This is a genomic window from Chitinophaga parva, from assembly GCF_003071345.1.
GTDB classification, from domain to species: domain Bacteria; phylum Bacteroidota; class Bacteroidia; order Chitinophagales; family Chitinophagaceae; genus Chitinophaga; species Chitinophaga parva.
Genome location: NZ_QCYK01000002.1, coordinates 1,666,460 through 1,690,071 on the forward strand (window position 1 = coordinate 1,666,460; position 23,612 = coordinate 1,690,071).

General features: G+C 52.4%; 17 protein-coding genes. 11 read left to right on the top strand and 6 right to left on the bottom strand.

Translation table 11 applies throughout. From position 1 onward, the window contains the following. Positions 1 to 4 precede the first annotated feature (4 nt). A complete protein-coding gene (locus DCC81_RS17055) occupies positions 5 to 997 on the bottom strand; it encodes a YncE family protein (protein ID WP_108687791.1) in 993 nt (330 codons plus the stop codon). Between the two features lie 189 nt (positions 998 to 1,186). Here DCC81_RS17055 and DCC81_RS17060 point away from each other — a divergent pair, with 189 nt between their 5' ends. Continuing rightward, complete coding sequence (locus DCC81_RS17060) at positions 1,187 to 1,420, top strand: hypothetical protein (protein ID WP_108687792.1); 234 nt, start codon at positions 1,187 to 1,189, stop codon at positions 1,418 to 1,420. A gap of 479 nt (positions 1,421 to 1,899) precedes the next feature. Here DCC81_RS17060 and DCC81_RS17065 read toward each other — a convergent pair whose 3' ends face one another. After that, complete coding sequence (locus DCC81_RS17065) at positions 1,900 to 2,406, bottom strand: hypothetical protein (protein ID WP_108687793.1); 507 nt, start codon at positions 2,404 to 2,406, stop codon at positions 1,900 to 1,902. A gap of 1,577 nt (positions 2,407 to 3,983) precedes the next feature. On the opposite strand from DCC81_RS17065, the gene DCC81_RS17070 reads away from it, so the two are divergent. From DCC81_RS17070 to DCC81_RS17090, 5 genes are all read left to right on the top strand, one after another. Then, positions 3,984 to 4,613: a TetR/AcrR family transcriptional regulator gene (locus tag DCC81_RS17070; RefSeq protein ID WP_108687794.1), complete on the top strand. Its 630-nt coding sequence runs from the start codon at positions 3,984 to 3,986 to the stop codon at positions 4,611 to 4,613. 210 nt (positions 4,614 to 4,823) lie between these two features. Then, positions 4,824 to 6,179, top strand: coding sequence for a TolC family protein (locus DCC81_RS17075; RefSeq protein ID WP_108687795.1), 1,356 nt, complete (start codon positions 4,824 to 4,826; stop codon positions 6,177 to 6,179). Positions 6,180 to 6,212: 33 nt separating this feature from the next. Then, the gene (locus tag DCC81_RS17080) at positions 6,213 to 7,253 is read left to right on the top strand and encodes an efflux RND transporter periplasmic adaptor subunit (protein ID WP_108687796.1); all 1,041 of its coding nucleotides are present in this window, start codon (positions 6,213 to 6,215) and stop codon (positions 7,251 to 7,253) included. A 39-nt stretch (positions 7,254 to 7,292) separates the two neighbouring features. Next, positions 7,293 to 10,334, top strand: a complete 3,042-nt coding sequence (locus tag DCC81_RS17085; protein WP_108687797.1) for an efflux RND transporter permease subunit — start codon at positions 7,293 to 7,295, stop codon at positions 10,332 to 10,334. Positions 10,335 to 10,658: 324 nt separating this feature from the next. Then, the gene (locus DCC81_RS17090) at positions 10,659 to 10,952 is read left to right on the top strand and encodes a hypothetical protein (RefSeq protein WP_108687798.1); all 294 of its coding nucleotides are present in this window, start codon (positions 10,659 to 10,661) and stop codon (positions 10,950 to 10,952) included. A 64-nt stretch (positions 10,953 to 11,016) separates the two neighbouring features. Here the strand turns inward: DCC81_RS17090 and DCC81_RS17095 are convergent, their stop codons facing one another. Then, entirely contained in the window at positions 11,017 to 12,243 is a 1,227-nt protein-coding gene (locus tag DCC81_RS17095) for a formylglycine-generating enzyme family protein (protein WP_108687799.1), read from the bottom strand. Positions 12,244 to 12,338: 95 nt separating this feature from the next. Beyond that, complete coding sequence (locus DCC81_RS17100; RefSeq protein WP_108687800.1) at positions 12,339 to 12,794, bottom strand: NUDIX domain-containing protein; 456 nt, start codon at positions 12,792 to 12,794, stop codon at positions 12,339 to 12,341. A 305-nt stretch (positions 12,795 to 13,099) separates the two neighbouring features. Here DCC81_RS17100 and DCC81_RS17105 point away from each other — a divergent pair, with 305 nt between their 5' ends. The 5 genes from DCC81_RS17105 to DCC81_RS17125 all read left to right on the top strand — a co-directional run bounded on the left by DCC81_RS17105 (position 13,100) and on the right by DCC81_RS17125 (position 20,803). Beyond that, positions 13,100 to 17,125, top strand: coding sequence for a response regulator (locus DCC81_RS17105; protein ID WP_108687801.1), 4,026 nt, complete (start codon positions 13,100 to 13,102; stop codon positions 17,123 to 17,125). A 24-nt stretch (positions 17,126 to 17,149) separates the two neighbouring features. Then, complete coding sequence (locus tag DCC81_RS17110; protein WP_108687802.1) at positions 17,150 to 17,518, top strand: response regulator; 369 nt, start codon at positions 17,150 to 17,152, stop codon at positions 17,516 to 17,518. Between the two features lie 9 nt (positions 17,519 to 17,527). Further along, positions 17,528 to 18,349, top strand: coding sequence for a CheR family methyltransferase (locus DCC81_RS17115; RefSeq protein ID WP_394337121.1), 822 nt, complete (start codon positions 17,528 to 17,530; stop codon positions 18,347 to 18,349). 44 nt (positions 18,350 to 18,393) lie between these two features. Continuing rightward, positions 18,394 to 18,969 carry a chemotaxis protein CheB gene (locus DCC81_RS17120; protein ID WP_108687804.1) on the top strand — a complete coding sequence of 192 codons (576 nt, stop codon included), beginning with the start codon at positions 18,394 to 18,396 and terminating at the stop codon, positions 18,967 to 18,969. Positions 18,970 to 19,153: 184 nt separating this feature from the next. Beyond that, on the top strand, positions 19,154 to 20,803 hold the full coding sequence (locus DCC81_RS17125) for a hybrid sensor histidine kinase/response regulator (protein WP_108688296.1): 1,650 nt from the start codon (positions 19,154 to 19,156) through the stop codon (positions 20,801 to 20,803). A gap of 550 nt (positions 20,804 to 21,353) precedes the next feature. Here the strand turns inward: DCC81_RS17125 and DCC81_RS17130 are convergent. Both DCC81_RS17130 and queG read right to left on the bottom strand, forming a co-directional pair. Continuing rightward, positions 21,354 to 21,917: a DUF1543 domain-containing protein gene (locus DCC81_RS17130; RefSeq protein ID WP_108687805.1), complete on the bottom strand. Its 564-nt coding sequence runs from the start codon at positions 21,915 to 21,917 to the stop codon at positions 21,354 to 21,356. A 675-nt stretch (positions 21,918 to 22,592) separates the two neighbouring features. Next, positions 22,593 to 23,522 (bottom strand): tRNA epoxyqueuosine(34) reductase QueG, encoded by a 930-nt coding sequence (queG, locus tag DCC81_RS17140; protein WP_108687807.1) that lies wholly within the window; start codon positions 23,520 to 23,522, stop codon positions 22,593 to 22,595. Between the last annotated feature and the right edge of the window lie 90 nt (positions 23,523 to 23,612).

The following is a 23,612-nucleotide window of genomic DNA, read 5'->3' on the forward strand; positions in this document are numbered from 1 at the left end:
GTAGTTATAGGCCAACTTCGAGAACCCGGAAGGTACCAGGTATTGCCTGTGGCCGGCCGCCACCGGTTGCAGGCTTTACCGCTGCCGCGGGCAGGAACAAGTGATGAGTATTGTTATCAATTGTGATCGTGCGGGCGCTGGCCAGGGTAGGGATGGTGGCCGCTACGCGGAAGGTGTTTGCATTTGCTTCCTGGATGGCGGTGATATTACCTTCCCCGTTGGCACTGAAAACGGTGCCGGTGGAGGGATCAAAGGCAACACCATCGCAACCGTCGCCAATGGGCAGTTGGGCAATGTTCTTACCGCTGGTAGCATCTACCACGCAAAGCGTTTTATTGCCGCAACCGGCAAAGAGGCGTTCGGTCTTCAGGTCGATGGCCAGGCCGGAAGGCTCATCGCCGCCGGTGAGCGGCCAGTTATTCACAACCTGCAGCGTTTGCGGGTTGACCACGGCAATGCTGTTCTTATCTTCAATGTTTACATACACCCGCTTTTTATCCGCTACGATTGCTTCCGGCTTGCCGCCCAGCGGAATGGTAGCGATTACTTTTTCAGTGGCAGGGTCTATCACGGTGAGGTCATGGCTACGGCCGTTACCTACATAGATCTTTTTGGAGAACACATCGTAAAGAATGGCATCCGGGTTTTGCCCGGCAGCAATGCTGGCGCCGGCTTGCAGTGTTTCCGTATTGAACACAAGTACGGTGTTCAACTTGCCGCAGCTGATAAATCCTTTGTGCAGCGTGGGATCCAGGGCAATGCCGTGTACCCCGGTGGTGGAGTCGATGGTGCCGATGGCAGCGCCGTTGCGGCTGTCCCGTACTTCCACGCGGGTGCCATGCGCTACATAGAGGCGGTGCTGATCAGCATCTGCGGTAATGTAATCCCAACCGCCACTGCCACCGATCTGGATCTGCTGCAGGGTGTGGTATTGGGAGGATTGGGCATGAGCAGGTGCCCACAGGCACAGGCAGGCAAACCAGGGAAGGAGGCGCATAAGGTATGTTTTATTGAATATGATGCAAGATTATCAGTTGAATTTGGTTTAATTCTGAACCCTTCGTATCTTGAACGTCCGAATACCCCAATTCCTACATCCCCTTTATATATACCTGGAAATAACAGGTGCCGCGTGGCACATGCTTTGGATATGCATCCCCATTACTGTATAACAAAATCAAAAACCATGAGTGCATTCACCATCAACATTCGCAGGAACCGGTTTGACGTAGTACCGTTCCTGGCTGGCAACACCGAGAAATTTAAAGTAAATGTAAACGGCGAGGAAGTGTATTTTGAGCACGACCTGGACGGGTACCTCCGTGCCGCCGGTGCCCGCACCAAAGCCAGTTTATCGCTCCTGGCGGATATTGCATCCAACATTGAGCACTACCTGTTTCACAACGGCAGCCGGCATTAATCAGCTCCCCGTTTCCACTGATTGTGGACCCCGTTTCTACAAGTAGCGGAGCCGGAAATAGGAGGCTGACGGTGCTGTGTTGGAAATGTACAGCTGACGTTTAGATTTGGTTCCCAGCCATTGCCAACGTTAGCATCCATTGATTGCAACCGATTGAAGTATAAAACATTGTTTGCTGGCCATATCCCGGACCTGCTTTATTTTCTTCCTGTAATTTTCCACGTTTGGTTGTTCCGCTTTGACCAGTTAGGTTGGAGCAGGAAGCCCATTGCCCGGGGTGATTGCCCTTATAAAAAAAGGCGGTGGGAACACCGCCTAAGCTTTTTAAAAAACCATATCCTATGAAAACAAAATGACAGGAGGTAAAGGGATAAACAGTTCATTGCACACCTTTATAAGATGCGGGTTTTAAGCGCATTCCATAAGCCAGTTAAAAAAAAAGCATAAAAAAAGCCGCCGGGAAGGCAGCTTTTCCTGTTTTATTTGCGGTGGGCTTTGCCCGATATGTAGGTGTGAAAATCTTCCGGGGCGTTAGCTTGCGCCACCTGGAAGGTGATGGTCACATTATTCTCATCGGAGAAGGCATAGATCAGCTTGAAAATGGGCATGGGACCAGCCGCGGCGCTGAGGAAGGTGATGGTTTTACCATCCTCGGAGGCAGAAAGGGTGTAGTGGATCACATGGCCTTCATTGTCAGTATAAAGTGCTTTTGCGGCCTTCTGGTATTTATCCGCGTATATCACCATGAGATCATCATGAGACACCGCCTTACGTTCCGCGGTGGCGGGAACGTCGGCGTGGTTGCGGCGTACGAGGATGTGCTGGTCCAGGTCTTCTTTGAATGAATAATAACCGCTGCCTTCCACGGAGGTGCCTTCAGCCACCCAATCGCCCAGCAGGTAATGTAACCGCTGGAAGGGGTTTTCAGATTGGGCAAAGGAGCAGGTGCCCGCCAGGAGGAGGATAAATGTGAGGATTGATTTCATTTGCAGGAATTTACTACGAAGATAGGTGCCGGACGGGCATAAAAAAAAGGCGGTGAGAACACCGCCTTCAATATTTTAACCATATCCTATGAAAAACCTGATGCAAATATAGAACGCTGCCGGTCCCTGTCAATCCTTGTTTAGGGAAAGTGTGATTTTACTTGGTAAGTGCAGGGAAATGCCCCGTGATAACAAACGGTTAACAAATAGGCTGCATTTATTACTGGTATTGGTTTTCAGCTGGTTAGGAGCCTGTGGTTTTATGGTTCATTTATAATCAGGGAATTAGAAGGCGAGGCAGTAGCGGCTAAGGTAAAGGGAAGTAATTGCGTGGCAGGATGTAAGTAAAAAAAAGGCAGGAACATAAAAAAAGGCGGTGAGAACACCGCCTTCAATAATTTTAACCATATCCTATGAAAAACCTGACACAAATATACAGCAGCTGTAGCGCGTGTCAAGTGATGTTTGGTAAAGGCAGTATTATTCCTCGTAAGTGCGGTGATATTATTGGTGATAACAAGTAATTAACAGAAGTAGCGGCACCATTTGTAGTACCGGGAGCCCGGGCATTTATGATTTTGGGAGCAGGATGCTCCGTTTACACGGGATGAGCTGCACAGTACAAGTGGCGAGTGATAGCAATAAAAAAAGGCGGTGAGAACACCGCCTTCAATATTTTAACCATATCCTATGAAAAACCTGACACAAATATACAGCAGCTGTAGCGCGTGTCAAGTGATGTTTGGTAAAGGCAGTATTATTCCTCGTAAGTGCAGTGATATACCTGGTGATAACAAGTGATTAACAAACGGATTGGAACTATTTGTGATGCTGCTTTTCAGAGGTGATGATTTTGGGGAATGATGTTCCGCTTAAGTTCAATGAGTTATGAGGTGTGCGCAGCATGTGCAGTGGTGCATGGCAATAAAAAAAGGCGGTGAGAACACCGCCTTCAATATTTTAACCATATCCTATGAAAAACCTGATACAAATATACAGCGGCTGCAGCGCGTGTCAAGTGATGTTTGGTAAAGGCAGTATTATTCCTCGTAAGTGCTGTGATATTGTTGGTGATAACAACTGGTTAACAAAAGCTGTTAAAAGTGGAAGTGTGTGCGATGTATAGGTACACGGTACCTTTCAGCAGGGAAGCCTGGATACCAACAAACTTAATTGCCGGTGCTTATGCATGTCAGGGTGTAGAAAAGATTAGAAGCGTATCATATTGACGTTTGTTCGTTCACGTTGGTGAGGGAATCAATATCTAGAATGGATGACGATCAGATACGTGGCTGAATGTAAAGTGCGTGGGAGGGAAGGCGCAGGTTGTGTTATATCGCAAGGACGGGGTACAAACGCCACGACCCTACTTTAAAGGCGAGATAAATGCCTGTGAACCTATCGCAAAGACAAGTTACATAAGCCCACAGCCATGTACTGTTAAGGCCAGGCCTGGTAATTGAGATGTACGTAACTCCAAAATATTACTGTAAATCAATTATTTAAGGAAAACCCAAAAATAAATTTGCAAATACTGAACACTGTTCATTATGTTTGCATTGTCAATTTAATTCACCATGGGCATCGCCGAACGAAAAGACCGCGAACGACAGGAAATGCGCACCAAGATATTGGAAGCCGCCGCCGCCATGTTCGTACAAGACGGTTACGAAAAAACCTCCCTCCGCGGCATCGCCGAAAAAATAGAATACAGTGTAGGCACCATCTATCTCTATTTCAAGGATAAAACAGAAGTCTTTCACGCCCTCATGACACAGGGCTTTGAAATGCTCCTGGAAAAATTCCGCCAGATGCCCTGCGATCCCGAAAAGGATCCACTTGCCTGTCTCCGTGACATCGCCAAGCTATACATGAGTTTTGCCAACGACAATCCCGCCTATTATGATCTGATGTTCGTAATGCGCAAACCCATGGAAATGGTACATGACGAGGCTGATTTTCAAACCGGCACCGCTGCCTTTCAAACACTGCAAGCCATCGTAGACGCGTGCATCGCCAAAAACCTGATCCGCTACGATAGCCCCGAAATGGGTGCCCTGCTTTGCTGGGCCACCCTGCACGGCATCATATCGCTCTATATCCGCAAACGCCTTATCATGATAGAGTGTAAGATTATTGACGAGGATAAAATTGACGAATTCCTGGATCAGGCAGTAGATGCGTACCTGAAGGCCGTCATCAAATAGACTATAACGGTTACGGCTATACGAAAATGTAGCGAAGTTTCCAAAACCTGCCAAACTAAAACTTACAACGGGTGAAAAGCATCCGTTTTTTCTCCGCAATCACCAAACAGTGTTCATTTTATAAACGAAAGGCAGCCAGCCTTTTATTTTTTGCTTATCTAGTGAACAGTGTTCATTAAGTTAATATAGGTTATAATAAAAATCACACTCATGAAACACTTATTGCTCACCGCCGGGCTGCTCCTCGCCGCCATCAGCAGCAGCCTGGCCCAAAGCCCGCTCCTGGAGCAGCTTACAAGACAAGGGCTGCAAAGCAACCTGGCCTTGCAGCGGCAAAACCAAAACCTGGAAAAAGCCCAACTCTCCCTCCAGGAAGCCAAAGGCCTCTTTTACCCATCCCTCTCATTCCTCTCAGATTACAACTACGCCAATGGTGGCCGCAAAATAGACCTGCCCCTCGGCGACTTGTTCAATCCCATTTACAACTCCCTCAACCAACTGCAGCAAGGCACCAAATTCTCCAACATCCCCAACCAAAAGGTGCTCTTCCTGCCCAACAACTTCCAGGACACCCGCCTGCAAGCCAGTATGGCCCTCGTTAATACGGAGATATGGTACAACTACAAGATCCATAAAGAAATGATCTCCCAGCAACAGGCCCAGATCAACGTATACAAACGCAACCTCGTAAAGGACATCAAAACGGCTTACTACAACTATCTTAATACCCTGCGTCAGCAAAACATTTTTTCCAACGCCGCCAACCTGCTGCAGGAGCAATACCGTAACACAATGTCGCTGGTGAACAATGGCAAAATGCTGCGGGGCAATCTCCTCAAAGTAACGGCCGACATCAATAAGAACCAGGCCCAGCTCACCGCCGCTACCAACAACATCCAGGTGGCCCAGGCTTATCTCAACTTCCTGCTGAACCGCCCCCTGGACACGCCGCTCACCGCGGACTCCAGCGTGTACAATGAACCGGGGCTTGATACGGTAACGGCTATACGCGAAGAAGTGCTGGCCCAGCGCGATGAACTGAAAGTACTGCAAAGCGGCATTTCCCAAACGCAGCTCTATGTAAAAATGAAACGCGCGGATAAACTGCCCACACTCTCCACTTTTATTGACGGTGGTTACCAGGGCACCGGTTATCATTTCAATGCAGACCAGCGCTACGTGTTTGGCGGTGTGTCATTGAAATGGACCCTCTTTAATGGCTACCAGCGCAAATCCCAACTGAAACAGGCGGAAGTGGATCTCAGCTCCCTGCAAAATGAAATGGAGGAAACCCAGCAGCAGCTTCGGCTCCAGCTTACTACCGCCAATACAAACCTGCACAATGCGCAGGCCCGGCTGGAAAGCGCCCGTGCCAGCCTGGATGCCACCACGGAGTACTATCGCGAAATGAAAGTACGCTACAAAGAAGGCCTGGTGCTCCTGGTAGAGCTGAGCGACGCATTTACCCAACTGGTGAACAGCCAGCTGGCCTACCAACTTTCCCTTACTGAAGTGCTCACCCGCAAAGCGGAACTGGAACAGGTTACCGCCGCTTATCCTTTATAAAAAACGATCACACTACACACCAAATAGCATTGTATGAAACAGGTATTTTTCTTTTGTCTGCCCGTCATCCTGTTGATGGCATCCTGCGGAACCTCTTCACCCGCACCCGAAGAAACGGTAAACATCACGCCCGTAAAAACCGCTGCAGTGGCCATGCGCAGCTATGTGGCGCCCATCATATGCAGCGGCACCATCGGTTCTGATAAGGAAACCCGGCTCAGTTTTAAAACCGGTGGTATCATCGCCCGGTTGAATGTGGAAGAAGGTGATGCCGTGCACGCCGGCCAGTTGCTCGGTACCCTCAATCTCACAGAGATCCATGCGCAGGCGCTGCAAGCCAGGCAAGGTTATGATAAGGCCCTGCGCCAGCAGCAACGCACCCGTAATCTCTATAACGACAGCACCGCTACCCGCGAAGAGCTGGAAAACAGCCAGACCGCCCTGGATATGGCGGAGCAGCAACTGAATATCGCAAAGTTCAATGAACAATACGCCGCTATCTACGCCAATCAATCCGGCCGCGTACTGCATAAACTAATGAATACCGGCGAAATAGCGGCCCCCGGCCAGGCGGTGTATGTGATCAACAGCACCAATGCCGCAGACTGGGTGATCCGCACCGGCGTGGCAGACCGCGACTGGGCACGCCTGAAAATAGGGGATACCGCCTCGCTCTCGCTGGACGCTTATCCGGGCAAAACATTAAAGGCTGTGCTTACCGAGCGGGGAGAAGCCGCGGATGCGGCTACGGGTACCTTCCCCCTTAAGCTGAAGGTCCTGCCGGGCGGCATTGCCCTTGCCAGCGGGCTTACTGCCAAGATCAGCCTCTATCCTTCGGAAGCTGCGCCCCTGGCCTTTGTACCGGTAGAAGCCATCACGGAAGTAAACCACACTACCGCCTACGTATACACGATCAATGCGGATGGAAAATCTGTAAGCCGCCATGCAGTAAATATTGCCTGCCAGCTGAAAGATGCCGTGGGCGTGGATAAGGGCCTGGAAAATATCAGCCGGGTAGTAACAGACGGTGCGGCATTTCTCCGGGAAAACTCATTCGTTAAAGAAACCAAATAACCGGCAGCTACCGCCCGCCTCATTTATAAACTTATTGCTATGCGCATTACCCAATTTTCTGTAAAGAACTACCAGTTCACCATCGTGATCTTTCTCATGGTACTGGCGCTTGGGCTGACTTCCTTATTGAACATGCCAAGAGGGGAAGACCCTCCTTTCAAAGCCCCGCGCTTTACCATCATCGCCGTGTATCCCGGCACCAGTCCGAACGACATGGAGAAGCTGGTGTCCAAACCTATAGAAGACAAGCTGCATGAGCTCTCCGATATAAAACGCATCCGTACGGACATCAATGACGGCCTGTCTGTGACGGACCTGGAATTTGACTACAGCACCAATGCGGACGACAAGTACAATGAAGTGGTACGGGAACTGAACAGCATCCGCACCACCCTGCCGGAAGCCCTACTGAGCCTGGATGTGAAGAAGGCGGAGTCGTCCAATGTGAATACTTACCAGCTGGCACTGGTGAGCCAGCGCGCCACTTACAAACAACTCTGGGATGTGGCAGATGCACTCAAAACCCAGCTGGAAAAAGTAAAGGAGCTGAAGAAAGTGGAGATCCACGGCTATCCACAGCAGCAGATCCGCGTATCGGTAGACCTGGAAAAAATGGCCCAGCAGCATTTGTCGCTACCCCGCATCATCGCTGCGTTACAGGCTGGGGCACAGAACATTCCCGGTGGCAGTATTGACGCTGGTGGTAAGAAGTTCAACATCAAAACAAACGGTGATTATACCAGCATCGATGATATCCGCAACACGGTGATCGCTGCTGCCGGTGATAAGATGGTGCTCCTCGGCGACATTGCCGATGTACGCATGGATGATGAAGAACCCAGCTACCTGGCGCGTTTCAACGGACAGCGTTGCGTGTACATCACGGCTAACGAGAAAGAGCGTACGAATATCCTGGCTAATAACAAAGCGGTAGAGCCCCTGATCAGCGCGTTTAAGAAAACACTGCCGGGCAACATGGCCCTGTACGAAGGTTTTGTACAGGCCCAGGATGTACAGAAGCGGCTGTCTCACTTTGGGCGCGATTTTATCATTGCCATTCTCCTCGTGGCGGTTACCCTTATCCCGCTGGGCTGGCGTGCATCTTCCGTGGTGATGATCTCTATCCCGTTGTCTATTGCCATTGGCTTATTTATGCTGCAGATGCTGGGTTACACCATTAACCAGTTAAGCATTGTAGGCATGGTGGTAGCTTTAGGCCTGCTGGTGGACGATAGTATTGTGGTGATCGAGAACATAGAACGTTACCTGCGCCAGGGCGCCACCCCGCTGCGTGCCGCGATAGACGCCACGAAGCAGATCAGTGTAGCAGTAGTAGGATGTACAGCTATCCTTATTGTAAGTTTTTTACCCATCCTGTTCCTGCCGGAAGGCGCAGGTGATTTTATCCGCAGCCTGCCCATGGCCGTGGTGACCACCGTGATCGCATCGCTGTTTGTTTCACTCACCATCGTGCCCTTTCTGTCCCGCCTTATTTTGCGCCCGCATGCACACCCGGAGGGTAATATTGTGCTGCGCAAGCTGCAGCAACTGATCAATGGTTCTTACCGCCGCCTGCTAAACAGGGCCCTTGCAAAACCTTACTGGACGCTGGGTTTCGCGGTTACACTGTTCATTGCGGCGTGTATGTTGTTCAAGGTGGTGGGCTTCGGGTTGTTCCCGCGTTCTGAAAAGCCCATGTTCCTGGTGAATATTGAAACACCCCTGGGCACCAGCCTGGATAAAACGGATAGCGTGGCCCGTTTTGTAGAAGCGGAACTGCGCCGGCACCCGGATATACAGAACGTATTTTCCAACACCGGCAAGGGCAACCCCGCCGTGTATTACAACCAGGCGCAGCACAGTGAGGCTTCCAATTTTGCACAGTTGTTCATCCGCCTGCACCCGCTGGAAGTGCCGGAGATGGAACGTTTGGTAGATACCCTGCGCGGCCGTTTTGACCACTATGCAGATGCAAAGATCGAAGTGAAACAATTTGAACAAGGTCCCCTGCAGGAAGCACCTATTGCCATCCGCCTGTTTGGAGATAACCTGGATACTTTGCGCAACCTCAGCGGCCGCGTGGAAGAGCTGATGCACCGCACCCCGGGTACCATCTACGTGAATAACCCGCTGCAAACGTATAAAACAGACCTGCACCTGCAGATCAATAAAGACAAAGCCGCGCTGCTGGGCATCCAGACCAGTGATATAGACCGCATGGTGCGCATGGGCATAGCCGGCCTGAATGTGGCGCAGTATAAAGACGAGAAGGGAGATAACTACTTTATCAACGTATCATTGCCCCGCGACCAGCACCAGACGCTGGACGCCTTTAACAAGATCTATATTCCCACGCCGGCCGGCGCCATGGTACCGCTCAACCAGCTGGCCACCCTGGAGTTTGAGACGTCCGTGCCCCAGATCAAGCATTATAATAAGAACCGCTATGCACTGGTGACCAGCTTTGTGAAGAACGGGTTTAACACCGCAGTGACCACGCAAAAGATCGAAGAAGGACTGAAGGCAATGCAATTCCCTAACGGCTACGGCTATATGATGGCGGGCGAAGTGGAAAGCAGCCAGGAAAGCTTTGGCAACCTGGGCACCATCATCGTGATCACCATCTTTGCTTTCCTGGGCATCCTGCTGCTGGAATTCAAGACCTTCAAAAGCACACTGATCGTGCTGTCTGTGATCCCCCTGGGTATTGTGGGCACAGTGGCCATCCTGCTCATTACCGGCAATACACTTTCCTTCATTTCCGTGATCGGCATCATCGCACTGGCAGGCATTGAAGTGAAGAACAGCATCCTGCTGGTAGACTATACTAACCAGCTCAGAGCCGGCGGCATGGGGCTGGACGAGGCCATCCAGGAAGCAGGGGAGACGCGCTTTTTGCCTATCATCCTCACCACGCTTACCGCCATTGGCGGCCTTATTCCCCTGGTGCTGGAACGCAGCCCACTGTACTCACCGCTTGCATGGGTACTGGTGGGAGGCCTGATCAGTTCTACCGTACTTACCCGCCTGGTAACACCGGTGATGTACAAACTGCTCAAACCAAAGGTGCACCACGATTAATTTTTTCTTAAGTCTTACGGGCGGTGTTCGTAGTGTGTGATGCGACGGATGTTTGCTGGCTTGCCGGTGAATGTCCGTCGCTGTTTTTGGTAAGTGCTTTATTTATAAAACTATTGATATATTGGAATAAATTATATATAAAATGATTTAATGTAATTCAGGTAAACGTTAGCTGTTAAAAGCCTGGAATAGGCCACTGGTAAAGGTTGCAGGGCACTAAAAAAATTTACCTACAACTATGATGTAATATAAAATTCACTATCTTGAGCCTGCCAATTTGAAGAAACAAATTGCCGGGAGGGCTGACGCTAGAATTACTAACCTATGTCGGATATCATTGCAGATTACCTGATTGCCTGCGTAGTTTTTGTTTTCATTTTTATGGTGGTGGCACTGCTGATGGTGGGCCGTTTGCAGGCGCCCGCCCATTCACACATCAAGTTTGACTGGTACCGTCGTGTAAACAGCAAGGCGCTGCGGGGCTACATGGTAGCTACGGACGATGTGGCTGAAAAACGCAAGGTGCGCACCGCGCTGCTCTTCCTGAAAGCCGCGGATCTTCTGGGCCTGTCCATGATAGGGATGGCCATTGTACAGCTGGTGACCCAGTTTTCCTGATCTCTTTTTCCTGGTTTTACAGTGCTAACGGTGATGGGCACACGCTGAGGGTGTGCTTTTTTCCCTATTTCATTGCTACCAGCTTCATACTGCTCCTCCAATCACCATCACTCATCACCGCCCGGAACCCCGTATGGTTCTCTCCCGTATACGGATCTGTTTTCATCCGTGCAGAAGGCCGGTAGCTGGCGCAGTAATTAATATTGCACAAAAAGCTGCCGCCGCGGATTACTTTCTTTTGTGCATAAGGCTCGTCCGGGTCATAAGCATCTTTAGGGCCCAGCGGATCAGTGACGCCGGCTTGGCTCTTCGCGTACGTGTCTGGCCGGTACCAGTCACTGCACCATTCCCACACATTCCCGATCATATCATAGAGCCCATAACGGTTAGGGCTATACGACATTACCGGTGCACTTAGTTCATAGCCATCGCGTTTGTAGTTTTTGTAAGGAAACTCCCCTTCCCAGAGGTTGGCGCGGATGTTAGTAGCGGAAGGCGCATCATCACCCCACTCAAATTCTTTGCCTTCCAGGCCGCCCCGGCAGGCGTACTCCCATTCCGCTTCGCTGGGCAGGCGCTTGTGGGCCCATTTGCAATAGGCCAGGGCATCGTACCAGCATACCTGGGTGACGGGATGGTTGTCAAACTGCGCGGTGCTCCATACATCGCTCTGCGGGCCGTTGGGGTGGCGCCAGTTGGCTCCCGGTACGTAGCGCCACCAGCGGGCGTAGTTGTCCAGCGGCACGGGGCCATCTGTCTGGGTAAATACCATACCACCCGGCACCAGGGTGCCAGGCGCGGGCTCCGGTGTGCCGGGTGGCAGTTGTTGTTTCAGCTGGTCCCACTGCGGGGTTTTCTCTGCTTCAGTTATAAAGCCGGTGGCCTTTACAAAGCGTTTAAATTCCCCCACGGTGATCTCCGTTTTATCCATCCAGAAGCCCAGGATCTTTACGGCATGCAGGGGAAATTCATCCTTACGCGCTTCTCCGCCCACACCGCCCATGGTATAGGTGCCGGCGGGGATCCACACCATGCCGGCGGGCCAGGGTCTGGCCGGCCAGTGGGTCGTATCGAGTACAATTTTTTCCGTGGCGGATGGCCCGGCTACCAACTGGCTGCTGCTACCTTTGCCGGCTGCCTGTATCATGGCAGAGCGGGAGGCAGGGTTGATGCATTCCACGCCGGAAGCGGTTTTGCCGCTGGAATCAATGTTGGTAGTTTTGGAAGAAGGATGATGGCAACCACCTGCCAGTATCGCGGCTATTGCAAGCCAGATGTGTTGTCGGTGCATGGATCTTAAAAATGAAGGGCTGAAAAATTGGCAACAATGGTGGTGTTTGTTGCACGGCAGCAGCAAGATAGCAAATCCATCGCTGGCATGCAAGTTCACACCTTTTGCGCCAGCTCATCGAGCAAGGGGAGCTGGGCGGGCAATAGCTTTTCACGGGCTGCCGCCAGCGTGTACCAGGCCGCCTTGTCGATCTCCGGGAAGCTTTGCTGTCTTCCGGAGCGCGCAGGCCATTCTATCGAAAACGTGTTAGGGCGGATTTTGTTCACATCCAGCTGCCCCTCGCAGGCATAGGCCTGCACTATTTTGCCGGCTTTCTGCCTTACCGGGGTAAGGGGCAGCAGCTTACCGGTGAGGGGCTGGCCGGTTTCTTCTTCAAATTCCCGCCGGGCGGCGGTTTCAGGATCTTCGTTGTCTTCATATTCCCCTTTGGGGATGCTCCAGGCGCCGGCATCCCTGCGGGCCCAGAAGGGACCGCCCGGGTGCACCAGGAGTACTTCCAGCATATGGGCCTGGTAGCGGTAAAGAAGAATGCCGGCGCTGTGTCTGGGCATAACGGTGTTTTAGTCTGGTGTGAAGATATATCAAAAAGGATTCCTGCCTTCCGCAGCGCATTGGCCGCAGGCGCGGCCCACCTGATAATAATTATTTAGCATGCATTAACAACTGCTTAACTAATATTTGAGCTACCTTGGTGGTCTATAAAGTTAACGGACGTACGATTTTTTATTCATAACCTTGCCACTTTGCCAACAGACAGGCGCCTTACCCGGCGCCTGTTTTTATTTGGCACGGCCTGTGCTGTTTTCCCATTCCGGTTATCCGATACCTGTTACCACAGCATTAGCATTGATTCTGTATGAGAAAATTTTTCAGGAAACTTCCGCTTCATATCAAATTGTCCCTGGTGGTGCTCGTGCCCCTGGGCTGCATGGTCTATTTCGCCATACAACTGCTGCTGCGGCAAACCGGCGAAGTGCACAGCATGCAAAAGCTCCAGGAGGGGGTGCAGGAGTCCGTGGCGATCATGAAGATCGTGGACGAAGTGCAGCAGGAGCGCCGCTTTACAGTAAGTTATTTTATGTCGCCTACCGGCAATGCCAATGACCTGCTGCTGCAACGCGCCCGCACAGATGCCGCCATCCGTGCGCTGGAGGGCCAGGTGTCCATGGCGCCGGCTAATTTTGAGCGCAATTCCCTGCTCTCGCTCCTGGCAGGTAAGCGCAGGCAGATCGATAATAATGAGCTGGATCAGCGCGCCGCCATGAGCTTTTTTACAGCGCTCATTTTGCGGCTGAACAGCCTCACCATCAATACCCTGCCGGACATGCCCGCCGCACGCACCATCAATCCCCGCCTGCGTGCAGAGTCGTTGCTGTCGCAAATGACCACTTACCTGAACATTATGCGGCTGGACCTCTACATGCTCCTTATCCAGCGCCAGGCCGATGCCAGTGATATAGAGCAGATGGGCACCAGCCTCGCTATTTATAAATCATTACTGGCCCAGTTCAATGAGCAGTCCCCGGCCGATGCGCAGCGCGACCTGCACCGTATTACGGAAAGCGCCAGTTACCGCGCTACTATGGCGGTGATCGACAATTTTGTGCAGGACCGCCACCTGGACCTGGCCATGACGCCGGATGCCTGGTGGAATGACTCAGAAGTGAGCCTGCACCCGCTCAAAGAGGTGGAGCAGTCACTGGTAGCGGCCATCAGCGACAGTGCCGCACATATTTATGAAAGCCAGCTGGTGGTGCGCAACCGCAGCATTGCCGTACTGGTGCTGCTGGTAGCGCTGGGCATTTACATTATCAGCGTTACCCTGCGCAATATGGCCAGCCAGCTCCGGGAACTGGAGGAGGCGGCAGGCCGGATTGCCCGCGGCGCCACCGGTGTGAAACTGCCGGTGTACACGCGCGATTCCATCGGCCAGTTATCCAAAGCCTTTGCACAGATAGACCAGAACAATGCCCACCTGGCGGCAGCAGCAGCGCAGATAGGGCAGGGGCACTTCAATGTGCTCATCAGCCCCCGCAGCCAGGAAGATGTGCTGGGCCACGCCCTGGTGCACATGCGCAACGATCTGAAGGCCTACCATGAACATAATGAGCACACCATCTGGGTGCAGCAGGGTATTAATGACCTCAATGATAAACTGATCAGCGAAGGTGACATGCATTCCCTCAGCAACCTGGCCCTGCAAAGCCTGGTGCAGTACCTGCAGGCGCAGGTGGGCGTGCTGTATGTGCGGGAGCAGGATTGGCTGCACCTGTACGCCGGTTATGGGCTTAATGACCGCGTGCCTGCCCCGCAACAAATAGCCATGGGCAGCACGCTGCTGGGCGAGGCGGCCCGGCACCAGCAAACCATGCAGCTGGAACAGCATGCAGATGCCTTTATGAACGTAAGCAGCGCCACGCAGGAAGCCGTGCCGGCACACACGCTCATCGTGCCGCTGGTACATAACCGGCGGGTGGAAGGCGTGGTGGAACTGGGTGCCATGCATCCCTTCGCTGATGCCGCTTTGGAGTACATCAAAGAAGCGGCATCGCGCATTGCCGTTGCCCTGCAAACAGCGCGCAGCCGCCAGCGCCTGCAGGAACTGCTGGAAGAAACACAGGCCCAATCCGAAGAGCTGCAAACCCAGCACAGTGAACTGGAAGCGCTGAATACGGAGCTGTCATTGCAGGCACAGAAACTGGAGGCATCGGACGAGGAGCTGCGTGTGCAACAGGAAGAATTGCAGCAGAGCAATGCAGAACTGGAAGAACGCAGCCGCCTGCTGGAAGAAAAGAACGAAGTGATCACCGCGCGCAATTTGGACATACAAAGGCAGTCCGAGGCACTGGCGCAAAGCACCCGCTACAAATCTGAGTTCATGGCCAATATGAGCCACGAACTGCGTACCCCGCTCAATTCCATCCTGCTGCTTTCCCGCCTGCTGGAAGAAAACAATGATGGCAACCTTTCCGCAGACCAGGTGGAATATGCACAGGTGATCCTCAAAAGTGGCAAAGGATTGCTGACCCTCATAGATGAAATACTGGACCTGAGCAAAATTGAAAGCGGGCGCATGGAACTGGAATACCAACAGGTAAAACCCGCGCTGTTGCTGGAAGACCTGCAGGCCATTTATGAGCCGATGGCTAAGGAAAAAGGCCTGGACATGCATTGGGAAATACGTACCGGCACACCGGAATACATCGACACAGACCGGCAACGCCTGGACCAGGTATTGAAAAACCTGCTGAGCAATGCGCTAAAATTTACCGCCAAAGGCAGCATTTCCCTGCAGGTGGCCGCACGGGGTGTAGACCGCATTGAGTTCCGGGTTATGGATACGGGTATTGGCATTGCCCCGGAAAAACAGGACGTGGTGTTTGAAGCATTCCGCCAGGCGGATGGCACCACGCGCCGCAAGTATGGTGGCACCGGCCTGGGGCTCAGCATCAGCCGCGAAATAGCCCGGTTGCTGGGTGGACATATTTCAGTAGAAAGTATCCCGGAGGAGGGTAGCACTTTCACGCTGGTGATACCTGTTGCCAGACCCGCTGCCATGGCCGATCCGGTAAGGGTGCAGCCTGCCGGCGAGGCAACGCTTTCCGAGCCTGCCCCCCTGGTGCAGCAGGCACACTTCATCACGGACTTTATCCCGGAGCCGGTGCCGGACGACCGCATTAACATTACGGCCACAGACAAAACGATCCTCATCATTGAAGACGATACCGCCTTTGCAAAATCACTGCTGGAATATACCCGCGCCCGCGGCTATAAAGGCCTGGTGGCGGTGCGCGGGGACCAGGGCATACAACTGGCCAGGGAATTCCGTCCACAGGGCATCCTGCTGGACCTGATGCTGCCCGTGAAAGACGGGTGGGAAGTGATGGAAGCCCTGAAAAGTGACCCGGTAACGCGGCCCATTCCCGTGCACATGATGTCCAGTATGGAAATGAAAAAGGAAAGCCTGCACCGGGGCGCGGTGGATTTCATTAACAAGCCCGCGGCCTTTGACCAGCTGCAGGATGTGTTTGCGAAACTGGAATATGTTTTGAACAAGCATCCCAAGAAAGTGCTCATCGTGGAAGAGAATGCGCAGCATGCCAAGGCACTGGCCTATTTCCTGGGCACGTACAACGTGAACACGGAGATCTGCCAGCAGATGGACGCTGGCCTTAAAGTGCTGCAACAGCAAGGCATTGATTGTGTGATCCTGGACATGGGCATACCAGATCCCCGGGCATACGAAACCCTGGAGGCTGTGAAATCCGGTGCGGGCATGGAAAACGTGCCGGTGATCATCTTCACGGGCAAAAGCCTGAGCAAATCTGAAGAGCAGCGCATCCACCGTTATGCAGACTCCATCGTGGTAAAAACGGCCCATTCCTACCAGCGCATCCTGGATGAAGTGTCGCTGTTCCTGCACCTGGTGGAAGAGCGGGGCGGGCGCCCGGAAAGCGTGGCCGCTAAGGGCCGGGGCAATGGGTTGAATGAAGTGCTCAATGGTAAAACAGTGCTGGTGGCAGACGATGACGTGCGCAATATTTTTTCACTCACCAAATCACTGGAACAGCACCAGATGACCGTGCTTTCCGCCATAGATGGCCAGGAAGCGCTGAACCAGCTGGACCAGCATAAAGTAGACATTGTGCTGATGGATATGATGATGCCGGAAATGGATGGGTACCAGACGATTGGCCACATCCGCGCCAACCGTAAGCTCAAAAACCTGCCGGTAATAGCCGTTACCGCCAGGGCCATGATGGGCGACCGGGAGAAATGCATGGCCGCCGGCGCATCAGATTATATTTCCAAGCCTGTAGACGTGGATCAGTTGTTATCTTTGCTCCGGGTATGGCTATACGATAAGGGGCGGAAATATTAATCTATCAATCTAACAATATAACCAGTGAACAGGATCTTGATCATTGACGATGACGCCCGCAATATCTATGCATTGCAGGCCGTGTTGAAAGCAAAAGGATTTACCAGCCTATGCGCCGCGAGCGTAAAGGAAGGCATTGCCACCCTGCAGCAGCACCCGGAAGTGCAGGTGATATTGCTGGACATGATGATGCCGGAAACAGACGGGTATGAAGCCATACAACTGCTGCGCCACCTGCCGGGAAGGGCAAACCTCCCCATCATTGCGGTGACCGCACAGGCCATGGTGGGCGACCGGGAAAAATGCCTGGCCGCGGGCGCCAGCGCCTACGTTTCAAAACCGATCGACATGGACCTGTTGCTCGGGCAATTAAAGAACTACTTATCTGTATAGCAAGTGGAATTGAACGCCGTTAAAGAAGAGGAGATCAGTGTGCTGCTCAATGACCTGCTGGAGTGCTATGGTTACGACTTTACGGACTATTCACTGGCCAGCATGCAACGGCGCATCAACCGTCTATTCAGCATGGACCGCTTCCCGAGCTTTGCGGAGTTCCGCTACCGGGTGCGCAACGATCCATCCTACATACAGCACTTTGTGGAAGAGATCACGGTGAACGTTACAGAAATGTTCCGCGACCCCAGTTTTTACCTGGCCCTGCGCAAACAGGTATTGCCTATGCTGGCTACCTATCCCTTTATCCGCATCTGGCATGCGGGGTGCAGCACGGGAGAGGAAGTGTACTCCATGGCCATCCTGCTGCAGGAGGCTAACCTGCTGCACAAATCCGTGATCTATGCTACAGACATTAACACCAGCGTGCTGGAAAAAGCACGCAAAGGCATTTTCCCCATCGCCAATATGCAGCAATACTCGCAGAACTACATGGCCAGTGGCGGGCAGCATGAGTTCAGTGCTTACTATGCCGCCAAGTATGATTATGCTAAATTCAACGAATCCCTGAGCCGCAAAGTGATCTTTGCGCCCCATAACCTGGTGACAGACGGCTCGTTCAACGAGTTCCAGCTCATCATTTGCCGGAACGTACTGATCTACTTCAATAAAGACCTGCAGGAAAAGGTGCTGCGCCTTTTCAGTGAAAGCCTGGAGCAATTGGGCTACCTGGGCCTTGGTGCCAAGGAAACACTTAAATTTACCAATGACGCCCACAAGTTCCGGCAAATAGACAAGCGCGAAAAGATCTGGAGAAAAGTGAGCATCTGATTTTCTTTTCACTATACCTGTAAACTAACTATCTGATCAACGCTATGAACGCAACATCGCTGGTGATAATAGGGGGCAGCGCAGGCAGTCTCAGTGTGCTGCTGCAAGTGCTGCCAGGGCTGGCCCCACACCTGGCAGTGCCGGTTATCATTGTGCTGCACCGGAAGAACTATGCAGACTCAGTGCTCACAGACCTGCTGGGTACCCGTACCACGCTGCAGGTAAAGGAAGCGGAAGAAAAAGACGTGTTGCAGGCGGGCTGCATTTACCTGGCGCCGCCAGACTATCACCTGCTGCTGGAAAGCAATGGAAGCCTGAGCCTGGACTATTCTGAGAAAGTGAATTTTTCCCGGCCCAGCATAGACGTTAGCTTCTCCAGTGCGGCCCGCCTGTATGGCCCGCAACTGCTGGCCATCCTGCTATCCGGCGCCAATGCAGACGGTGTGGAAGGCCTGTGTGATGTAGCCGCTTGCGGCGGGCTCACAGCAGTGCAGAACCCTAAAACCGCGGAGGTGCCATTTATGCCGGAACAGGCCCTGGAATACGCCCACGTGAGCAAGATCCTGGATATTACGGAAATGGCGGATTATATTAATACGTTTGCGGCGCTGTCCCGTTAGAAGCAGCGCCCAGCATGCATTTGGCGTAGTTTTTGTGCCAATACAGCACCTTTTAAAGGCGACCAAAAATCACTGCCAAAGCGTAAAGAAGTTGTCACCATGCTGCCGCCAGGATCAAAAACCGGCGGGTACCTTTTAAATGAGCGGTCAGCGACACCTGATCCACAAAAAGAAGCCAAGGAATATGATCCTGATCGTTGACGATAAACCGGAAAATATACTCTCGCTGAAAAAAACACTGGAGTTGTACAACTTCGAGGTAGATACAGCCTTGTCAGGCGAAGAAGCACTTAAAAAAATTCTCAAGACCAATTATACCCTCATCATCCTGGATGTGCAGATGCCCAGTATGGATGGCTTTGAGGTGGCGGAAGCCATTTCCGGCTACAGCAAGGCCAAGGACGTACCCATCATCTTCCTCTCCGCGGTGAACAAAGACAAGAAATTTGTAACCCGTGGCTACGCCAGCGGGGGCATAGATTACATCACCAAGCCGGTAGACCCCGACATCCTTATCCTGAAAGTAAAAACATTCTATAAGCTCTATGAGCAGACCAAGCAACTGAGCCAGATGCAGGCCCAGCTCCAGGAAGAAGTGGAGGTGCGCAAACAGGCGCAGGCCTCGCTCAGTGATACGGTGAAGGAGCTGCACAGCATCCTGGAAAGCATTCCGCAGATCGCCTTTACCGCCAAGGCAGACGGTACCCTGGAGTACGTGAACCAGCACTGGTATGCCTACAGCCCGGACCTGCATTCCTGGCCGGAAACCCTGCCGGGACAAACACCGGTGAAGGAGCAGCTGGCCCGCGTGCTGGCCTCCGGCCACTCGCTGGAAACAGAAGTGTTCATCAAGCGGAAGGCCGCGGAAAATGTGTTTGGCGCACCGGACTACCGCTGCCACCTGCTGCGCGTAACACCGGTAAAGGAAGGCGCCCAGATCGTGAAATGGGTAGGCACGTTTACGGACATTGCGCACCAGAAACAGGCCAATGAGATCCTGGAGCAGCGGGTAGAAGAACGTACGGAAGCCTTGCGGGCCATGAACCTGGCCCTGGAGATCAGTAACCACGACCTGCAGCAGTTTGCCTCCGTGGCCTCTCACGATCTGAAAGAGCCCCTGCGCAAGATCCAGCTGTTTTCCTCCATCCTGCGCGACCGGCACGTAAGCCGGGACGATGAATCGCTGCAATACATTACGCGCATTGTGAACAGCAGTGAGCGTATGAGTAAGCTGATCAACGACCTCCTGGGCTACAGCCGCCTGAGCGTAGACAGCGCTTTTGAGCCTGTGCAGCTGAACCGGACCATCACAGACATCCTCAGCGACCTGGAGCTCTCCATCCAGGAAAAGCAGGCTGCTATTGTTGTGGCCGATATTCCCCAGATCGAGGCGATCCCCGGACAGATGAGGCAGGTATTCCAGAACATTATTAGTAACTCATTGAAATTCAGTAAAAAGGACGTGCGACCGGAGATCAGTATCAGCGCCGCCCTGGTGGCGGAAAAAGACCTGGATGCACCGGCAGCCCCCAATGGCGCCTGGTGCCGCATCCTCATTCAGGACAATGGGATCGGCTTCAATGAGAAATACCTGGATAAGATCTTCACCATCTTCCAGCGCCTGAATGCACGGGAAGAATACGAGGGCACCGGTATTGGCCTGGCCATTGCCAAAAAAGTGATTGAAAAACACCAGGGGCTTATCAGCGCCCGCAGCCAGGAAGGACAGGGGGCTACGTTTATTTTACTGCTGCCGGTGCGCCAGCATGCCAGCCAGATGCTGGAGGATAACAGCCTGGAGCCAGGACATAGCTATGGGGTGACTGCGGGATAAAGTCGGTTAGTATGCAGTATCGCATAACATCCGCCCACGCATGTACTAAAAATAATGAGTCCCGCTCAGTGGAGCGGGACTTTACTTTGGGGTTAATTGGTACGGTGGTTACCATACCTGTACAAGCTCAATAAAGTATCGGCAGCATAGATCATGCAGAAGGTACCTTACCGGTTTGGTGCAAATATATTTGAACGGATGTTTAGCGTTATTTGGTCTGGATCTATGGAACCGATACAGAAGAAAACTACCAGGGATTAGATATCAGGATGAAAATGCCCTGCGGCAAAAAATAAATGATGCGCTGGAAATTGGTATAAAGTTGTAGTGCTGTAATAATGGACAATCTGGTTGAACCGGTGTCGATGCAGTATTAATTTTTAAGTGCTTATTTCTCTAAGCAAGTATAGTGATTTTTTTTATAAAAGCCAAATATTTCAGCGGAAACATTTTTAGAAGACGCGGGCCCTGAAACAGGCCCGGGGCCACGTTTACAGTCCACGTGAAAACACTGCAAAATGGCGGCATGCCCTGTATTTATGACGCAAAGCTATCCCTGGAAGTGTTCCGGTTTAAAGTAGCCCAGTTGCAGTTCATCCTGTGCCGTTAGCCCAGCGGCCGGTACCAGCTCCAGGCTGAAAGCCGCGCGGAATGCGGGCGGCAGGATGTCTTCCACCTGCATGATGTCATCCACATCCACGCCGTACTTATCATCAATATGCGTGCTGAAGGTGGCCAGGCCGGTATGCTTAAAGAAGGCCGTAGCCTTTGCCTGTTGTATAGCCCCGCTGGCATCCGTACTTACCGCCAGCATTTTGTAATGATACTCTTCAAACTCCCCCGGCTTATAACCACCCAGGTTCAGGAAGAACAGGCGGGGCGCCCCGGGTGCAGCTGTTCGTTTGGGCACCACCCGTACCTGGTATCCGTCTACTACCGTTACCGGCCGGTAGCCATCCACATGCCACTTGCCGGCCTCCGGCCAGAAGGCTTGTATGTGGGGCAGGAGCGACTTCATATCCGGACCAATGCCAAAGAATACATCATGCTGTTCTGTATGACGCTGTGGCGGCTTGCAGCCAATAAGCGCCATGAAAAGTAAGGGCGTTTGCATGCTGTAAAAATAGCGGCAGCACCCGCCATATCCAAATGCAGGAGTGGGAAGTATTCCACGGGTTTTTCACAAAAAAGAAAAGGCGCACTAGACAATGCACCCTTATAATTTTTTGCTCTTTAATATCAACCTCCTAAAGGTAGGGGACGGTAAAAAGTTGTTGGTGAATGAATTGTTAACGATAAAAATGTTTGGCGTATTTAATGGAAGACAATGCATAAAAAAAGCCCGTGGATCGAAAGACACACGGGCGGGTTTTCTCAAGGATAGGCCATAACAGCCTTATAGAAAAGGAACGACAAGTCATAATGCAATACGCTGCCAGGAGCCCTGTGAGGGCAGTTGGCAGCGGACCGTAAATACAATATGCACACACCGTGCAGGGGTATCATCAAAAAAATCAGGGGAATCTACAGGAAGGATCGTTAATAAAGCACTTTGCTATTAGGCCATTTAGTTTGGGAGCGGGCAAACGAAGACAGTAATCCTATCATTGTAGGGTATGAATGTACAAACAAATGTCGAATGCACGGTTAATTTTCTGTTAACCGGGAGAAGGAAGGGTGAGGTGATCGCTTCAGCTGTAGTAGCTGGCATTGCGCTGCAAGCCCTGTTTTCAGGGAAATTGAAACCAGGAAATTATTTGTGCCAGGGACACTTAATGGGCGGCAAAAATCACTTCAACTTAAGGAACTGCAAATTGCGCTGCAACCCCTTGTATTTGCTGCGTTTGATAGGAGACTGGCGGAATAGCTCCCGGAACGTGGTTTCACTCATTTCTTCCCATTCCTGTGTGCTCATGTTCAGCAACGCCGGGATAGGCTGGAGTGCCTCCTGCTGGTGCGGCTGCGCAAAGCGGTTCCACGGGCATACATCCTGGCAGATATCGCACCCAAAGGCCCAGTTACGAAACTGCCCTTGGAACTTTTCCGGGATCAGCGCATCTTTCAGTTCTATGGTGAAGTAGGAAATACAACGGCTTCCATCCACCAGGCCGGGGGCGGCCAGCGCCCCCGTGGGGCAGGCATCCAGGCAGCGGGTGCAGCGGCCGCAGTGATCCGTTACGGGGCCATCGTACGCCAGCGGAAGATCCACGATCAGTGTGGCAATGAAGAAGAAAGAACCTGCCTGCTTATGGATGATGTTACCATTCTTCCCTATCCATCCCAGCCCGCTGCGCTGGGCCCAGCTGCGCTCCAGCACCGGCGCGGAGTCTACAAAGCCGCGGCCCTGTACTTCGCCAATCTCCGCGCGCAGGCATTGCAGGAACTGGTTGAGGCGGGCGCGTATCACTTCATGATAGTCGGCTCCGTAGGCATACTTGGCTACCTGTGGCGCATCCGGCCGCTGCTGCTGCTCGGGGTAATAATTGAGCAGGAAAGTGATCACAGATTTGGCGCCCGGTACCAGCTTGCGGGGATCTATGCGCAGGTCAAAGTGATTTTCCATGTACTGCATGCCCCCATGCAGGCCCTTGCCCAGCCAGGCTTCCAGGCGGCGGGCATCATCGTCCAGCTGCTCCGCCCGGGCTATGCCACAATAGTCGAAGCCCAGGGCCTTTGCCTGCTCCTTGATAAATGCCGTATGCCGCTCCTGCTGGGTCATCGGGCAAAAATACGAAAGGTTTGTCTATCTTTAGCCCCGTGCTGCATTGTACCGCCCGTCGGAGCGTTGCCACAGGGCCTTTCCGCCCTT

Excerpts from the sequence above, each read along its gene's own strand:
- DCC81_RS17055 (WP_108687791.1), bottom strand. The coding sequence starts at position 997 with ATGCGCCTCCTTCCCTGGTTTGCCTGCCTGTGCCTGTGGGCACCTGCT.
- DCC81_RS17060 (WP_108687792.1), top strand. The coding sequence starts at position 1,187 with ATGAGTGCATTCACCATCAACATTCGCAGGAACCGGTTTGACGTAGTA.
- DCC81_RS17065 (WP_108687793.1), bottom strand. The coding sequence starts at position 2,406 with ATGAAATCAATCCTCACATTTATCCTCCTCCTGGCGGGCACCTGCTCC.
- DCC81_RS17070 (WP_108687794.1), top strand. The coding sequence starts at position 3,984 with ATGGGCATCGCCGAACGAAAAGACCGCGAACGACAGGAAATGCGCACC.
- DCC81_RS17075 (WP_108687795.1), top strand. The coding sequence starts at position 4,824 with ATGAAACACTTATTGCTCACCGCCGGGCTGCTCCTCGCCGCCATCAGC.
- DCC81_RS17080 (WP_108687796.1), top strand. The coding sequence starts at position 6,213 with ATGAAACAGGTATTTTTCTTTTGTCTGCCCGTCATCCTGTTGATGGCA.
- DCC81_RS17085 (WP_108687797.1), top strand. The coding sequence starts at position 7,293 with ATGCGCATTACCCAATTTTCTGTAAAGAACTACCAGTTCACCATCGTG.
- DCC81_RS17090 (WP_108687798.1), top strand. The coding sequence starts at position 10,659 with ATGTCGGATATCATTGCAGATTACCTGATTGCCTGCGTAGTTTTTGTT.
- DCC81_RS17095 (WP_108687799.1), bottom strand. The coding sequence starts at position 12,243 with ATGCACCGACAACACATCTGGCTTGCAATAGCCGCGATACTGGCAGGT.
- DCC81_RS17100 (WP_108687800.1), bottom strand. The coding sequence starts at position 12,794 with ATGCCCAGACACAGCGCCGGCATTCTTCTTTACCGCTACCAGGCCCAT.
- DCC81_RS17105 (WP_108687801.1), top strand. The coding sequence starts at position 13,100 with ATGAGAAAATTTTTCAGGAAACTTCCGCTTCATATCAAATTGTCCCTG.
- DCC81_RS17120 (WP_108687804.1), top strand. The coding sequence starts at position 18,394 with ATGAACGCAACATCGCTGGTGATAATAGGGGGCAGCGCAGGCAGTCTC.
- DCC81_RS17125 (WP_108688296.1), top strand. The coding sequence starts at position 19,154 with ATGATCCTGATCGTTGACGATAAACCGGAAAATATACTCTCGCTGAAA.
- DCC81_RS17130 (WP_108687805.1), bottom strand. The coding sequence starts at position 21,917 with ATGCAAACGCCCTTACTTTTCATGGCGCTTATTGGCTGCAAGCCGCCA.
- queG (WP_108687807.1), bottom strand. The coding sequence starts at position 23,522 with ATGACCCAGCAGGAGCGGCATACGGCATTTATCAAGGAGCAGGCAAAG.